Consider the following 13599-nt stretch of genomic DNA (forward strand, 5'->3'; position numbering starts at 1 on the left):
GAAGAGGGCAATGGAACAGTTGAACTATCGCTTCACCGCGCGGGCGCGGGCAAAGGGCGAGCTGGCCACGGCGCTCGTCGGCGTGGTCGCGTCCGGCAATCTCGAAGTGCTGGTCGAACGGGCGCTGCCGGGCAACGCGTGCGAGATCGACATCCGCACCGCGGCGGTCGGCTTCGGCGCGGTCTGGCAGGCGGTGCTGGCCGATTTCGTCGAGCGGCGCGCGCCGGGCGGCCTGAAGCTGTCCGTCAACGACGGCGGCGCGCGGCCCGACATGGTGTCGCTGCGGCTCGCGCAGGCCGTGCGCGCGATCGAAGGGGAGGCCGCATGAACGACTCCCGCGACACGACCCACGACGCGCCGGCGTTCGTCGCGAACGCGTCGAGCTGGTACGAGGCGTCCGCGCGGCAGCGCATCGACGGCCTGCTCGACGCAGGCAGCTTTACCGAATTCCTCGGGCCGGCCGAGCGCGTGACGAGCCCGCACCTGCCGCTGTTCGACCTGCCGCAGCAGTTCGACGACGGGATGGTCGTCGGGCGCGGCTTGCTCGACGGCAAGCCGGTGCTGGTCGCCGCGCAGGAAGGCCGCTTCATGGGCGGCGCGTTCGGCGAGGTGCACGGCGCGAAGCTCACGGGCCTGCTGCGCGCCGCGCGCGAGCTGGCCGCGGCGCCGGTGCTGATCCTGTTCGACACCGGCGGCGTGCGGCTGCAGGAAGCGAACGCGGGCGAGCTCGCGATCGCCGAGATCATGCGCGCGCTGGTCGACGCGCGCGCGGCCGGCGTGCCGGTGATCGGGCTGATCGGCGGGCGCGCCGGCTGCTACGGCGGCGGCGGGCTGCTTGCCGCGTGCTGCTCGGGGCTCGCGGTGTCGGAGCAGGGCCGCATCAGCGTGTCCGGGCCGGAAGTGATCGAGACCAATCGCGGCGTCGAGGAATTCGACGCGAAGGACCGCGCGCTGATCTGGCGCACGATGGGCGGCAAGCACCGGCGGCTGATCGGCGGAGCGGACCGCTACGTCGCCGATACGCCCGACGCGTTCCGCGCGGCCGCGCTCGAGCTGATCGGCCGCGCGCCGGCGTTCGACGCGGCGATGCTGCGCGCGGAGCAGGCGCGGCTCGAAGCGCGGGTCGCGCGATTCGGCGCGTGCGCCGATGCGCTCGACGTGTGGCGCACGCTCGGCGCGAGCGCGCCGGAAGAAATTCCCGGCATGCCGGACGCCGCGTTCGCCGCGCTTGCCGATCAACTCCAGGAGTCCTCGCATGACGCTCGATGACGTTCTCGCGTCACTGTTTCCGCACGGTCACGCGATCGTGCGCGACGGCGGCCTGCTGTCCGGCCACGCGGAGCTGGCCGGCACGCGCGTCGACGTGATCGGCGTGGCCGATCGGCTGCCGTTCGGCATCGACGAGGCGCTGCGGCTCGCGTCGCACGTGCTCGCCACGCTCGAACGCGGCGGCGCGACGCCGATCCTCGTGCTGGTCGACAGCGACAGCCAGCGGATGAGCAAGCGCGACGAGCTGCTGGGCCTGAACGAAGGGCTGTCGCATCTCGCGAAGTGCCTGATGCATGCCGACCTCGCCGGGCACCGGACGATCGGCCTGCTGTACGGCCACACGGCGGCCGGCGCGTTCATCGCGACCGCGCTCGCGACGCGCGCGCTGCTCGCGGTACCGGGCGCCGATCCCGAAGTGATGGACCTGCCGTCGATGGCGCGCGTGACGAAGCTGTCGCTCGACGTGCTGAAGGAGAAGGCGCGTTCGACGCCGGTGTTCGCGCCGGGGCTCGACAACCTCGTGAAGATGGGCGCGGTCGACGCGGTGCTCGATCCGGCCCGCGGGCTCGACGCGCAGGTCGCCGAATGGCTCGACCGGCCGGCCGACCGGGTCGACCGGCGCGCCGCGCGCGGCCGTCCGGTCGCGGCGGACGTCGCGCAGCGCGTGGTTGAGGCCGCTCGTGCCGCGCAGTGACGCGCTGCTGCGGCGCCACGCCCTCGTCACGCTGACGGCGGCGGGGTGGGCGGCGCTGTTCGCGCGCGACGCGGCGCTCGCCGCCGACGCGCCCGTGTGCCGATGGGCGGGACGCGGCTGGCCGCTCGTCGTGCGTCGCGCGCTGCCCGGTGAAATCGATGGCAGCGGCGTGCCGCTCGGCATCCCGCTGCCGCCGTCGGCGGGCAAGCGGCGCATCGCGGTCAGCGTCGGCGCCGATGCGCTCGCGTCCGTCGGGGCGCCGCCGGCATTCGCCGCGGTGCTCGGCGCCGCGCCCGCCACGTGGCGGCAGCCGCTGCTCGACCTGGATGCGCTCGGCGCCCGCTGCGGCGTGCGGGGGCGCGTGTTCGGCAGCCTCGCATGGCAGGCGCTGACCGGCGAGCCTTACCTGACCGGCACGTCGGATCTCGACGTGTTGTTCCCGCTGCCGGGCGCCGCGCACGCCGCGACGCTGCTCGACGGACTCGCGGCGATCGACGCGCACGCGCCGATGCGCGTCGACGGCGAGCTGCTGCGCGACGACGGCGCGGGCGTCAACTGGCGCGAGCTGCATGCCGGCTTGCCGGACGTCGCGATCAAGACCGCCGACGGCGTCGCGCTCGGTCCGGCCGCCGGCTTCCTCGCCGGGAACGTGCAATGAGCGCCGCGGTGCTGCTGCGCGCGCTGCCGGCGGCGCAATCCGAAGCCGAGCGCATTGCGGCGCTCGCCGAGCGCAGCCTGCTGCTCGAGATCGACACCTATCCGAAGCCGGGGCTCGTCAGCCACGTCGATGCCGGCAGCCATGCGGACATGGACGCGTCGACGTTCGCGCGCAGCGCGCGGGCATTGCGGCCGTTTTTCGCGGAACTGGCCGACGCGGGTGCGCGCGATGCGGAGATGGCCGCGCTGCGCAAGATCGGCCTGCGCGCCGAGCACGCGATGCTCGCCGCGACGGGGGGGGTCAACACCCATCGCGGCGCGATCTTCGGGCTTGGGTTGCTGTGCGCGGCGGCGGGCCGTCGCGCGCGGCCGACCGCGGCGGCGCAGGGCCTGACGCTCGGCGCGTCGGTCGCGTGCCGCTGGGGCGCCGACATTGTCGGCGGGCCGCGGCTGCCCGGCAGCCATGGCGAACGCGCGAGCCGCCGCTATGGCGTCGGCGGCGCGCGCGGCGAAGCGGCCGGCGGATTCGACACCGTGTATCGCGTCGGATTGCCCGCGCTGCGCCGCGCGGCGCGCGACGTGCCGGGCGATCCGGAAGCGGCGCGCGTCGATGCGTGCTTCGCGCTGATCGCCGTGCTCGACGATACGAACCTGCTGCACCGGGGCGGGCAGGCGGGCCTCGCGTTCGCGCGGGCGACCGCGCGCGCGTTTGTCGCGCGCGGCGGCGTGCGTGCGCCCGGCTGGCGCAGCCGCGCGGTCGCCGCGCATCGCGCGTTCGTCGCGCGGCGGCTGAGTCCGGGCGGCGCGGCCGACCTGCTCGCGATGAGCGTGTTCGTCGACGCGCTGGAGCGGGACGAGGCGGCGCGATGACGCTCGCGATCCTGTGTTCCGGGCAAGGCGGCCAGCGCGCGGACATGTTCGACCTGACCGGCACCGGCGTCACGCAGCAGACCGACGCGCTGTTCGAGCATGCGGGGCGGCTGCTCGGCACCGATCCGCGCACGTGGGTGCGCGACGCCGCCCCGTTTGCGCTGCACGAAAACCGCGCGGCGCAGATCCTGTGCACGCTGCAGGCGCTCGCCGCCGCCGCGCTGCTCGCCGCCGCGTGGCCGCGCCGGCGCTGCGTCGCGGGCTACAGCGTCGGCGAACTGGCGTCGTGGAGCGTCGCGGGCCTGATCGATCCGCACGATGCGCTCGACCTCGCCGATGCGCGCGCCCGCGCGATGGACGCCGCGAGCAGCGGCGACGAGCGGATGGCGTTCGTGCGCGGCCTGCCGCGCACCCATCTCGCGCGCTTGTGCGCGGACCGCGGCGCGGCGATCGCGATCGCCAGCCCGGGCGACGCGTTCGTGATCGCCGGCCGGCGCGACGACGTCGAGGCGGCGGCCGCGGACGCGTCACGCGACGGCGCGCTGCGCGTGGCGCCGGTAGGCGTGCGCATCGCGTCGCATACGCCGCGGCTCGCGCCGGCGGTGCCGGCGTTTCGCGCGTCGCTGGCCGCGGTGCGCGTGCGGCGGCCGCTGCCGGGCGCGCGGCTGTTTGCGGGCATCGACGGCACGTCGGTGCTCGACGCCGCCGACGGGCTTGACAAGCTCGCGCGCCAGATCGCCGAGCCGGTCGAATGGGCGGCCTGTCTCGCCGCTTGCGTGGAGGCCGGCGCGACGGCCTTTCTCGAACTTGGCCCGGGCCGCGCGCTCGCCGAGATGGCGGCCAGCGCGTATCCGGCGCTGCCGGCGCGCAGCCTCGCCGATTTCCGCTCGATCGACGGCGCGACAAGCTGGCTCGCGCGTGTCGCGGCGGGCTGAGCGCGCACGCGCGCGCCCGTTGCCGGCGCGCCGTGTTGCGCCGGCGCAGCAGCGTCGCGGTGCGCGCTTGCCACGCGAATTGACGTCGCTACAATGTCGCCCGCCATGAGACCCGCCGCTTTCCTCTTCGCCGCGCTGTGCTGCGCGGCGACCGCCCACGCCACCCCGATTCCGTCCGACGCCGCGTCGGTCGGCGCGTATTTTTCGTATGACAACGCCGCGGCCGACGCGACCGTCGACCTGATCCGGCACGCGCAGCGCCGCGTGCTGCTGGCCGGCTACGCGTACGTGCCGCCTGCGGTGGCCGGTGCGCTGCACGACGCGCGCGGGCGCGGGGTCGAGGTGCGGGTTGTGCTGGTGCGCACGGCGCACGCCGGCAAGTACAGCGGCGCGGGCTACCTGAAGGGCGCGGGCATCGACGTCGCGATCGATGCGCGGCGCGACGCACCGGCGCCGCGGTTCGTGATCGTCGACGACAGCGTCGCGCTGACGACGCTGTCCGACAGTGCGCCGGCGCACGCCGAAACGGTGAACGTGTTCGAGCGCGCGCCCGAACTCGCGCAATCCTATGCGCAATCGTTCTGGCGCCTGTACCGGCGCGCTGGCGGGTTGTGACGCGCCGACGCCGTCGTCGCGCGTCATCCCGATCGGCACGCTTGAATTGGCGGTTCGCATGCACCATGCTCATTGACGTAACGTCGGCGTGATCGCAGCGCATGTGCGATCGGTCGCCGGCGAACGGAAGGGGCGGATCGTGATGGATCGTTTTCTCGATCGCGCCGATGCGGGCCGCCAGCTCGCCGACGCGTTGCACGAGTACGCGGGGCGCACCGACGTCGTGGTGCTCGCGTTGCCGCGCGGCGGCGTGCCGGTCGCGTTTCCGGTCGCCCGCGCGCTGGACGCGCCGCTCGACGTGCTGGTCGTGCGCAAGCTCGGCGTGCCGTACGACCCCGAGCTCGCGATGGGCGCGATCGCGACCGGCGGCGCGATCTATCTGCAGCGCTCGGTGATCGGGTCGATGGACGTGTCGGACGCGCAGCTCGCCGACGTGATCGCGCGCGAAACCGTCGAACTGCAGCGCCGCGAGGCGCTGTACCGCGGCGCGTGGCCGCCGGTGCCGGTCGAAGGGCGCACGGTGATCGTCGTCGACGACGGCATCGCGACCGGCGCATCGATGCGCGTCGCGCTGCAGGCGCTGCGCGAGCGCCGCCCGGCCCGCGTGGTGGCCGCGGCGCCGGTCGCGCCGGCCGGCGTGCAGCGCAAGTTCGACGATCTGGCCGACGCATTCGTCGTGGTGTCGCGTCCGCTGTCATTCTTCGGGATCAGCCAGTTCTACGCGCATTTCGAGCAGACGAGCGACGACGAGGTGCGCGTGCTGCTCGACGCGGCGCGCCGCGCGCCGGACGGCGGGGCGGCGCCGGCTTGATGCCGGCACAGTGCCGGCTCAGTGCCGCGTCGTGCGCGGCGTCTCGGCCTGCGCGAACACGGCCTGCAGCGCCGGATGCACGTCGTCGAGCCAGCGCGCGCCCGTGAACAGCCCGTAGTGGTCGCATCCGTCGACGTCGAGCCGATGCCGTTCGCCCGGCGCGAGACCGCGGCAGAGCGCATGTGCGGCATGCGTCTGCCCGGCGCCGGTGACCGCGTCGCGGGTGCCTTCGACCGTCAGCAGCGTCGTGGCGCGCAGCGCGGCCGGGTCGACGGGGACGTCGTGCACGCGCCAGGTGCGCTGCGCGAGGCACGCGCGCTGGAACACGATGTCGACGGTATCCAGAAAGTATTCGGCGGGCATGTCGAGCAGCGCGGTGTATTCGTGCAGCGCGCGCCGCGCGTCCGTCATCGCGCGCCCGTCCAGGCGCCATGCCGCTTGCGTGTAGCGGTCGAGCAGCGACAGGTAGCGGTGCGGGTAGACGATCGCGATCTCGGCCTGCTGCAGGTAGGTCGGAAACACGTGGCGGCCGTGCCCGGCGAACCCGGCGGGCACGACGTCGATCAGATGCCGGCGGCACCAGTCGAGCGAATGCGACGCGGCCGCGATGCCGAGCGTGCTCGGATGGTGCCGCGCGTCGAGCGGCCCGCCGACCAGCGTGACGCTTGCCGGCGGCGCGAGCCCGCGCTGTGCGCGCAGCGCGAGGGCGCCCAGCGCCGGGAACGTGGCCTGGCAGACGGCGACGACGTGCAGCGGCAGGCCGTCGCGCGCGAGCGTGTCGACGAAAGCGTCGAGCATCGCCACGTATTCGTCGAGGCCGAAGCGGCCCGCGGCGGGCGGCACGTCGCGCGCGTTGGCCCAGTCGGTAATGCAGACGTCGCCGTCGTCGAGCAGCGCCTCGACGGTCTCCCGCATCATCACGGCCGCATGGCCGGCGAGCGGCGCGCACAGCAGCACGGCGCGGGCGGCCTGCCGTTCGCGCGAAAAGCGGCGCAGGCTGCAGAACGGCGTGCGGGCGACGAGGCGCTCGGCGACGTCGCCCGATCCGATCGCGAATGGCGGCGGGTCGGCCGCCGGGCCGAGCAGGGGCTCGAACAGGTCGGCGTAGCACGACGACGCGGCGCGCGGCAGCGTCGCGGCCGGCCACGCGTCGAATGCGTCCCGGGTGGCCGCGCGCCAGGCGCGCAGCCATTGCCGCTGCTGTTCGAACAGGGCATACCACATGGCGGACCTTCCGGTGGCGATGGGCGAATCTGCATTATGGTCACTGTTCGCGCGCGGCGGGGGGCGCGTTTGTACCGGGTTCGCGCCGCGCGGCCATCGCAAGCCCGCTATTAGCGTAGACCCTAGGCGCATGCGCCGGACGCTGCTACAGTCGTCGGTCCCATTCCCTCAAGCGGAGTTTTTGCGATGAAGCTGATCGGCATGCTGGATTCCCCCTTCGTGCGGCGCGCCGCGATCTCGGCGAAGCTGCTCGACCTGCCGTTCGAACACCAGTCGGTGTCGGTGTTCCGGCAATTCGACACCTTCAAGGCGATCAACCCGGTCGTCAAGGCGCCGACGCTCGTCACCGACGACGGCGCGACGTTGATCGATTCGTCCCTGATCGTCGACTATTTCGATCACCTCGTCGCCCCGGAGCGGCGCCTGCTGCCCGAGGCGCCCGACGCGCGACTGCGCGCGCTCGTGCCGGTCGGCTTCGCGCTGGCGGCGGCCGAGAAGACGGTGCAGGTCGTCTACGAGCACGGCCTGCGGCCGGCCGACAAGCAGCACCAGCCGTGGCTCGACCGCGTGCTCGGCCAGCTCGAGGCGGCGTACGGCGAGCTGGAAAAGCAGGTCGCGGGCGTGGACGGCTGGCTCGGCGGCGCGCGCGTGATGCAGGCCGACGTGACGGTCGCGGTCGCGTGGCGCTTCACGCAGTTCATGGCGGCCGACTATCCGGCGCTCGCCCGCATCGATCCGGCCCGTTATCCGGCGCTCGCCGCGCATTCGGCGCGCGCGGAGGCGCTGCCGGCGTTCGTCGAGACGCCGCTCGCCTAGCGCACGCATCTGGTCGGGGGAGCATCGTTCCCCCGGCGCGCCGCTCGTCCGGCGATGGTCACGCCGATTGTTTACCGCAGCCGACAAGTGACTTCGTTTTCAGGCGATTTATCCGGACCTCGGCCGTCCCTAGAATTCACTCCATCGGATACCGCGTTGCCTGATGGAGCTGACGATGAAAGCCCTGATCGAATCGAGCCTGTACCACCCGTCCGTCGTGCTGCCGCTTGCCGCGCTGACGCAGTTGATGGTCGAGCGCGATTTCAATCTCTCGCAAGTTGGCCTGATCGTCGCTGCGCGCGGCGCGCAGGCGGCCGTGTCGCGCTCGCGCGCGCTGATCTTCTGCCGTCATGGCGACGCGCACGCATGAGCGCGGCGGCGCGGCAAGCATGAAAAAGCCCGGCCGGCGCAGAGCCGGTCGGGCGTTCGGGCCGGGCGACCGGCCGTTCGATCGGGCCCCGGCAATGCCGGGGCCCGTCGTTTTGGGCAACGCGCTCAGGCGCGCGCGGTGGCGGCCACGCGGTACAGGCCCGCGTCGTCTTCGTCGTCTTCGTCGTCGCGCAGCCGGCGCGCGAGCTGATGCGCTTCGCGGCGCGTCGCGACGGCCGGCGGCGAGCCCTTGAGCGGCTGGCGGGCGGTTTCGGCCAGCGCCAGCACCGACACGATGCCGATTACCGCAGCGCCCATCATGTAGTACGCGGGCATCATCAGGTTGCCGGTCGTGTCGACGAGCCACGCGGTCACGAGCGGCGTCGTGCCGCCGAACAGCGATACCGACACGTTGAAGCCGATCGCGAGCGCGCCGTAGCGGATTTCGGTCGGGAACAGCGCCGGCAGCGCCGACGGCATCACGCCGGTGAAGCATGACAGCAGCACGCCGAGCATCAGCAGGCCGCCGAACACGGCCGCCGTGGTGCCCGTGTGGATCAGCATCATCGACGGGATCGACAGCGCGAGCAGGCCGACGCAGCCGGCTAGCATCACGGGCCTGCGGCCAATCTTGTCGGACAGGCGGCCGGCGGCGAGCGTCATCGGCATCATCAGCACCATCACGATCAGCACCAGCACGAGGCTGTGCGACTCGTCGAAATGCAGCGTCGACGACATGAAGCTCGGCAGGTACGACAGCACCATGTAGTCGGTCACGTTGAAGATCAGCACGAGGCCGACGCACAGCAGCAGCGCGCGCCAGTTGGCGAGCAGCGTCTCGCGGAAGCGCGCCTTCGGCACGGCCTTGTCCTGCGCTTCGCGGGCCTCGGCCTGGCGCTTGAACGCGGGCGTTTCCTCGAGCTTCATCCGGATGTAGAGGCCGATCAGGCCGAGCGGGCCCGCGATCAGGAACGGCACGCGCCAGCCCCACGACAGCAGCGCTTCCTGCGACAGCGAGGCGGTGAGCAGCGCGACGACGCCCGCGCCCAGCACGTAGCCGATCAGCGTGCCGAACTCGAGGAAGCTGCCCATGAAGCCGCGGCGCTTGTCGGTCGAGAATTCGGCGATGAAGGTCGCGGCGCCGCCGTATTCGCCGCCGGTCGAGAAACCCTGCACGAGGCGGGCGACGAGCAGCAGCACGGGCGCCATGATGCCGATCGACGCGTAGCTCGGGATCAGGCCGATCGCGAACGTGCCGACGGCCATCATGATCATCGTCATCGCGAGCACGCGCTGGCGGCCGATGCGGTCGCCGAGCGGGCCGAACACCATGCCGCCGAGCGGGCGCACGAGGAACGCCGCGGCGAACGTGCCGAAGGTCGCGAGCAACTGCGCGGACGGGCTGCTGGACGGGAAGAACACCTTGCCGAGCGTGACGGCGATGTAGCTGTAGACGCCGAAGTCGAACCATTCCATCGCATTGCCGATGGCCATCGCGCTGACGGCGCGCTTGAGGAGGCTCTGGTCGACGACGGTAATGTCGTCGGCGGCGAGCGGGGCGTCGTCGGACGGCGGGGTGGAAGCAGCAGCGGTCGGGCTGACGTGTGTTGCGGTCAAGGTCATGCACTCCTTTGACTGCGCCGGACGCGGACGCCCGACACGGTTTGCCGGCGAGCGCGGTGTCGCACGCGGCGCGTCGGGGCAGGCCATTAAGCGCTTACTGCGAAAGGGGCTGCTTCGACGCGGGCCCGGCGGGCCGTCGCGACATGGCGCTCATGAAGAAGAAGCCGCGTGATGCGTGCGGCAGACGCCCCGCAGGGGCGGCGAAACGAGAAAAGCAGGCCCGACGGGCGCGCTTTCCTGTGGATGCAATTCCGAGCGAAACACCGGCCCGCATGATGCGGACGGACTTCTCTCAAAATCGAAATGATGGATATTGAATGTTGAAACAGGCAACATGATAGCACGATAACGGATGATCGTGCAAATTGCCGCGAAATGCCCGTGTGGCGGGGCTCGCTCGGGTATCATCGGCGGCGCGCGGCGGGGCCGCGCGAGCCCCGGCAGAAGGGCCGAAACGACGAGGATCCGGGATGTCCGAACTGATGAAAGTCGCGGTGCTGTTCGCCGCCACCGCGCTGGCTGAAATCGTCGGCTGCTACCTGCCGTGGCTCGTGCTGAAGGCGGGGCGGCCGGTGTGGCTGCTGGCGCCGGCGGCGGTGTCGCTCGCGCTGTTCGCATGGCTGCTGACGCTGCATCCGAGCGCGGCGGGGCGCACCTATGCGGCGTACGGCGGCGTGTATATCGCGGTTGCGCTCGCGTGGCTGCGCGCGGTCGACGGCGTTGCGCTGACTCGCTGGGACGCGGCCGGCGCGGCGCTCGCGCTGGCCGGGATGGCCGTCATCGCGCTGCAGCCGCGCGCGTGAGCGCGCGGCCGCGACGCGTTGGCGTCACGACGCTTCGCCGGTTGCCGGCGTCTGGCGCCACACGCAGGTGCCCTTGACGGACTTGTCGAGACTATCGAGCTGCGCCTGGTGCGCGGCGAGTTCGTCGTCGCTCGCGGCCAGCACCGGCAGGTCGAGCGACGCGAGCGACACGCGCTGGCCGTTCGCCGTGCCGCCGTCGGCCGAGTCGTCGTCGAGCATGTCGATGACGAGGCTGTCCTGGCCGCGCGTCATCGCGAGGTACACCTCGGCGAGCAGCTCCGAGTCGAGCAGTGCGCCGTGCAGCGTCCGGTGCGCGTTGCTGATGCCGAAGCGGTCGCACAGCGCGTCGAGCGAGTTGCGCTTGCCGGGGAACATCTGCTTGGCCTGCACGAGCGTGTCGATCACGCCGCCGCAATGCTCGGTGAACGGCGGCAGGTCGAGCCGCGCGAATTCGGCGTCGAGGAAGCCGAGGTCGAACGGCGCGTTGTGGATGATCAGCTCGGCATCCTTGACGAAGTCGCGGATCTGGTCGGCGACTTCCGCGAACTTCGGCTTGTCGCTGAGGAATTCGGTCGTGAGGCCGTGCACCGCCAGCGCGCCCGGATCGCTGTCGCGCTCGGGGTTCACGTAGAAGTGCAGGTTGTTGCCGGTGAGCCGCCGGTTCAGCAGCTCGACGCAGCCGATTTCGATGAGGCGGTCGCCCGTGCGGGGGTTCAGGCCGGTGGTTTCGGTATCGAGAATGATCTGGCGCATGTCGGAAAAATCAGCAGAAACGGGAGGGCGGTCAGGCCGCGAGCGATTCGACGCCGCGGTTCGCGAGCGCGTCCGCGCGCTCGTTCTCCGGGTGGCCGGCGTGGCCCTTGACCCAGCGCCATTCGACCTGGTGCTGAGCGACGAGCGCGTCGAGCCGCTTCCAGAGATCGGCGTTCTTCACGGGCGTCTTCGATGCGGTGATCCAGCCTTTCTTCTTCCAGCCGTGGATCCACTCGCTGATGCCTTTCTGCACGTATTGCGAATCGGTGTGCACGACCACGCGGCATTCGCGCTTCAGCGCTTCGAGCGCGGCGATCACGGCCATCAGCTCCATGCGGTTGTTGGTGGTGTTCGGCTCGCCGCCGAACATTTCCTTTTCGCGGTCGCCGTAGCGCAGCAGCGCGCCCCAGCCGCCGGGGCCGGGGTTGCCCTTGCAGGCGCCGTCGGTATAGATGTCGATGGTATCGGTAGTCATGACTGTTCTTGATGGGTGGTCGGGGAGGCCGCCGGCGTGAGGCCCGGCGCGAGCACGGGCTTTTTCACCTTGATCTGGCCGACGAGCCGCATGCCGCGCACGCGCTTGACGGCCGTCACCATGTAGACGGCGCCGAAGATCGGCCACCAGCGGTCGCCCGCGGCTTCCATGAAGCCGTAGCGGGCGAGCCATTGGTCGGAGGCGAGCGGCGGCCGGTAGCAGCCGAAGCGGCCGCGTTCGAGGTCGAAGCCGAGCAGCTTGATCCAGTCCTTCAGCCGGATGAACGCGATCTGGTCGCGCGCGGCCGGCACGAACGGCCGGTTCGCCATTTTGCCGAACGACTGCCGCATCCCCCACAGGCTGAGCGAATTGAAGCCGGTGATCACGAGCTGGCCTTCCGGCATCAGCACGCGTTCGGCCTCGCGCAGCAGGCGGTGCGGATCGGACGTGAACTCGAGCGTATGCGGCATCACGATCAGGTCGACGCTCTGCGACTCGAACGGCAGGTCGAGCAGGTCGCACCACGTGGTGCTGCGATCGGCCGGCGCATGGTCGGGCGCGTGCGCCTCGCGCGCCCACGGATACTGGTAGGGCGCGCTCGCGCCGCTCGCCGGATCGAGCACGAGGCCGCGATACGGCATGCGGTTCTCGCGCAGCGCGTCGAGCTGCGGCAGCCCGAGCTGCAGCGCGTGGAACCCGAACACGTCGGACACGACGCGGTCGAGCTGCGCCTGCTCCCAGCCCAGCACGTAGCGGCCGGGAGGCGAGTCGGTCCAGGCGGGCCAGTCTATAATTTGTCGATCAGACATAGCGATGATTGCGCGCCCATGAACGAGCTGGAATACATGCCGGTACCGGCATTCGAGGACAACTACATCTGGCTCGTGTCGGACGGCAGCGATGCGATCGCCGTCGATCCGGGCGAAGCCGCTCCGGTGCGCCGGGCTCTCTCCGAAAGAGGCTGGCGGTTGACCGCTATTTTACTCACCCACCACCATGCCGACCATGTCGGTGGTGTCACCGACCTGATCGATAGCCAGCCGGACGATGCGCCGCTTGCCGTTTACGGCCCGGCCGGCGAGGAAATCGGCGTCGTCACGCACCCGCTGCGCGGCGGCGACCGGGTGACGCTCGACGCGCCTGCGCTGGCGTTCGACGTGCTCGACGTGCCCGGCCATACGCGCGGCCACATCGCGTACTTCCAGACGGCCGGCCAAGGCGCCGCGGCGCCGCATGTGTTCTGCGGCGACACGCTGTTCTCGTGCGGCTGCGGCCGCCTGTTCGAGGGCACGCCCGCGCAGATGCTCGCGTCGCTCGACGCGCTTGCGTCGCTGCCGGGCGACACGCGCGTGCACTGCGCGCACGAGTACACGCTGTCGAACATCCGCTTCGCGCTCGCGTGCGAGCCGGGCAACGCGGCGCTCGCGGCGTGGCGCGACGAGGCGGCCGCCCGGTGCGCGCGGCGTGCCGACGCTGCCGACGACGATCGCGCACGAGCGCGCGGTGAATCCGTTCCTGCGCGCGGACAGCGCGGAGATTCACGCGACGCTCGAAGCGCAGCTGCATGAATCGGTGCCGGATCGCCTGACTGCGTTCAGGCTGCTGCGGGAGTGGAAAAACCGGTTCCGATGAAAGTTTTCCGGCGGATTCCAAAGCTCATCCGGAGTCTGTAAAATTTGCACCAA

General features: G+C 71.6%; 16 protein-coding genes and 1 pseudogene. 12 read left to right on the forward strand and 5 right to left on the reverse strand.

Features of this window, described 5'->3' with window-relative positions; all coding sequences use genetic code 11:
- Positions 1-10 precede the first annotated feature (10 nt).
- From mdcC to ACFIMZ_RS06840, 8 genes are all read left to right on the forward strand, one after another.
- Positions 11-328, forward strand: coding sequence for a malonate decarboxylase acyl carrier protein (gene mdcC / locus ACFIMZ_RS06805; protein ID WP_431821959.1), 318 nt, complete (start codon positions 11-13; stop codon positions 326-328).
- Positions 325-1269: a biotin-independent malonate decarboxylase subunit beta gene (locus ACFIMZ_RS06810; protein WP_431821960.1), complete on the forward strand. Its 945-nt coding sequence runs from the start codon at positions 325-327 to the stop codon at positions 1267-1269. Before mdcC ends, ACFIMZ_RS06810 begins: the two co-directional genes overlap by 4 nt.
- Positions 1256-1963, forward strand: a complete 708-nt coding sequence (mdcE, locus tag ACFIMZ_RS06815; RefSeq protein ID WP_431821961.1) for a biotin-independent malonate decarboxylase subunit gamma — start codon at positions 1256-1258, stop codon at positions 1961-1963. The genes ACFIMZ_RS06810 and mdcE overlap by 14 nt, the downstream gene beginning before the upstream one ends.
- Positions 1950-2621 carry a malonate decarboxylase holo-[acyl-carrier-protein] synthase gene (mdcG, locus tag ACFIMZ_RS06820; RefSeq protein ID WP_431821962.1) on the forward strand — a complete coding sequence of 224 codons (672 nt, stop codon included), beginning with the start codon at positions 1950-1952 and terminating at the stop codon, positions 2619-2621. Before mdcE ends, mdcG begins: the two co-directional genes overlap by 14 nt.
- The gene (gene mdcB, locus ACFIMZ_RS06825) at positions 2618-3490 is read left to right on the forward strand and encodes a triphosphoribosyl-dephospho-CoA synthase MdcB (RefSeq protein ID WP_431821963.1); all 873 of its coding nucleotides are present in this window, start codon (positions 2618-2620) and stop codon (positions 3488-3490) included. The genes mdcG and mdcB overlap by 4 nt, the downstream gene beginning before the upstream one ends.
- Positions 3487-4425: an acyltransferase domain-containing protein gene (locus ACFIMZ_RS06830; RefSeq protein ID WP_431821964.1), complete on the forward strand. Its 939-nt coding sequence runs from the start codon at positions 3487-3489 to the stop codon at positions 4423-4425. The genes mdcB and ACFIMZ_RS06830 overlap by 4 nt, the downstream gene beginning before the upstream one ends.
- A 93-nt stretch (positions 4426-4518) precedes the next feature.
- Positions 4519-5040, forward strand: coding sequence for a phospholipase D-like domain-containing protein (locus ACFIMZ_RS06835; protein ID WP_431821965.1), 522 nt, complete (start codon positions 4519-4521; stop codon positions 5038-5040).
- Between the two features lie 142 nt (positions 5041-5182).
- Positions 5183-5851, forward strand: a complete 669-nt coding sequence (locus ACFIMZ_RS06840) for a phosphoribosyltransferase (RefSeq protein ID WP_431822438.1) — start codon at positions 5183-5185, stop codon at positions 5849-5851.
- 18 nt (positions 5852-5869) lie between these two features.
- Here the strand turns inward: ACFIMZ_RS06840 and ACFIMZ_RS06845 are convergent, their stop codons facing one another.
- Complete coding sequence (locus tag ACFIMZ_RS06845) at positions 5870-7075, reverse strand: polyhydroxyalkanoate depolymerase (protein WP_431821966.1); 1206 nt, start codon at positions 7073-7075, stop codon at positions 5870-5872.
- A 186-nt stretch (positions 7076-7261) separates the two neighbouring features.
- Between ACFIMZ_RS06845 and ACFIMZ_RS06850 the strand changes: the two genes are divergently transcribed.
- Both ACFIMZ_RS06850 and ACFIMZ_RS06855 read left to right on the forward strand, forming a co-directional pair.
- Positions 7262-7891 (forward strand): glutathione S-transferase family protein, encoded by a 630-nt coding sequence (locus ACFIMZ_RS06850; protein WP_431821967.1) that lies wholly within the window; start codon positions 7262-7264, stop codon positions 7889-7891.
- Positions 7892-8066: 175 nt separating this feature from the next.
- Positions 8067-8261, forward strand: coding sequence for a hypothetical protein (locus ACFIMZ_RS06855; protein WP_431821968.1), 195 nt, complete (start codon positions 8067-8069; stop codon positions 8259-8261).
- Between the two features lie 125 nt (positions 8262-8386).
- On the opposite strand, the gene proP is transcribed toward ACFIMZ_RS06855, so the two are convergent.
- A complete protein-coding gene (gene proP, locus ACFIMZ_RS06860) occupies positions 8387-9883 on the reverse strand; it encodes a glycine betaine/L-proline transporter ProP (RefSeq protein ID WP_431821969.1) in 1497 nt (498 codons plus the stop codon).
- Between the two features lie 470 nt (positions 9884-10353).
- Here proP and ACFIMZ_RS06865 point away from each other — a divergent pair, with 470 nt between their 5' ends.
- The gene (locus ACFIMZ_RS06865; RefSeq protein ID WP_060166933.1) at positions 10354-10686 is read left to right on the forward strand and encodes a YnfA family protein; all 333 of its coding nucleotides are present in this window, start codon (positions 10354-10356) and stop codon (positions 10684-10686) included.
- 24 nt (positions 10687-10710) lie between these two features.
- Here ACFIMZ_RS06865 and dnaQ read toward each other — a convergent pair whose 3' ends face one another.
- The 3 genes from dnaQ to ACFIMZ_RS06880 are packed head-to-tail and all read right to left on the reverse strand — an operon-like array spanning position 10711 to position 12723.
- On the reverse strand, positions 10711-11439 hold the full coding sequence (gene dnaQ / locus ACFIMZ_RS06870) for a DNA polymerase III subunit epsilon (RefSeq protein WP_431821970.1): 729 nt from the start codon (positions 11437-11439) through the stop codon (positions 10711-10713).
- Between the two features lie 31 nt (positions 11440-11470).
- Entirely contained in the window at positions 11471-11914 is a 444-nt protein-coding gene (gene rnhA, locus ACFIMZ_RS06875; RefSeq protein ID WP_076474635.1) for a ribonuclease HI, read from the reverse strand.
- Positions 11911-12723, reverse strand: a complete 813-nt coding sequence (locus tag ACFIMZ_RS06880; protein ID WP_431821971.1) for a class I SAM-dependent methyltransferase — start codon at positions 12721-12723, stop codon at positions 11911-11913. The genes rnhA and ACFIMZ_RS06880 overlap by 4 nt, the downstream gene beginning before the upstream one ends.
- 18 nt (positions 12724-12741) lie before the next feature.
- Here ACFIMZ_RS06880 and gloB point away from each other — a divergent pair.
- Positions 12742-13546 (forward strand): annotated as a pseudogene (gene gloB / locus ACFIMZ_RS06885) (hydroxyacylglutathione hydrolase).
- Positions 13547-13599: the final 53 nt, after the last annotated feature.

Source organism: Burkholderia sp. F1 (assembly GCF_050813845.1).
Lineage (GTDB): Bacteria > Pseudomonadota > Gammaproteobacteria > Burkholderiales > Burkholderiaceae > Burkholderia > Burkholderia ubonensis.

Excerpts from the sequence above, each read along its gene's own strand:
- mdcC (WP_431821959.1), top strand. The coding sequence starts at position 11 with ATGGAACAGTTGAACTATCGCTTCACCGCGCGGGCGCGGGCAAAGGGC.
- ACFIMZ_RS06810 (WP_431821960.1), top strand. The coding sequence starts at position 325 with ATGAACGACTCCCGCGACACGACCCACGACGCGCCGGCGTTCGTCGCG.
- mdcE (WP_431821961.1), top strand. The coding sequence starts at position 1,256 with ATGACGCTCGATGACGTTCTCGCGTCACTGTTTCCGCACGGTCACGCG.
- mdcB (WP_431821963.1), top strand. The coding sequence starts at position 2,618 with ATGAGCGCCGCGGTGCTGCTGCGCGCGCTGCCGGCGGCGCAATCCGAA.
- ACFIMZ_RS06830 (WP_431821964.1), top strand. The coding sequence starts at position 3,487 with ATGACGCTCGCGATCCTGTGTTCCGGGCAAGGCGGCCAGCGCGCGGAC.
- ACFIMZ_RS06835 (WP_431821965.1), top strand. The coding sequence starts at position 4,519 with ATGTCGCCCGCCATGAGACCCGCCGCTTTCCTCTTCGCCGCGCTGTGC.
- ACFIMZ_RS06840 (WP_431822438.1), top strand. The coding sequence starts at position 5,183 with ATGGATCGTTTTCTCGATCGCGCCGATGCGGGCCGCCAGCTCGCCGAC.
- ACFIMZ_RS06845 (WP_431821966.1), bottom strand. The coding sequence starts at position 7,075 with ATGTGGTATGCCCTGTTCGAACAGCAGCGGCAATGGCTGCGCGCCTGG.
- ACFIMZ_RS06850 (WP_431821967.1), top strand. The coding sequence starts at position 7,262 with ATGAAGCTGATCGGCATGCTGGATTCCCCCTTCGTGCGGCGCGCCGCG.
- ACFIMZ_RS06855 (WP_431821968.1), top strand. The coding sequence starts at position 8,067 with ATGAAAGCCCTGATCGAATCGAGCCTGTACCACCCGTCCGTCGTGCTG.
- proP (WP_431821969.1), bottom strand. The coding sequence starts at position 9,883 with ATGACCTTGACCGCAACACACGTCAGCCCGACCGCTGCTGCTTCCACC.
- ACFIMZ_RS06865 (WP_060166933.1), top strand. The coding sequence starts at position 10,354 with ATGTCCGAACTGATGAAAGTCGCGGTGCTGTTCGCCGCCACCGCGCTG.
- dnaQ (WP_431821970.1), bottom strand. The coding sequence starts at position 11,439 with ATGCGCCAGATCATTCTCGATACCGAAACCACCGGCCTGAACCCCCGC.
- rnhA (WP_076474635.1), bottom strand. The coding sequence starts at position 11,914 with ATGACTACCGATACCATCGACATCTATACCGACGGCGCCTGCAAGGGC.
- ACFIMZ_RS06880 (WP_431821971.1), bottom strand. The coding sequence starts at position 12,723 with ATGTCTGATCGACAAATTATAGACTGGCCCGCCTGGACCGACTCGCCT.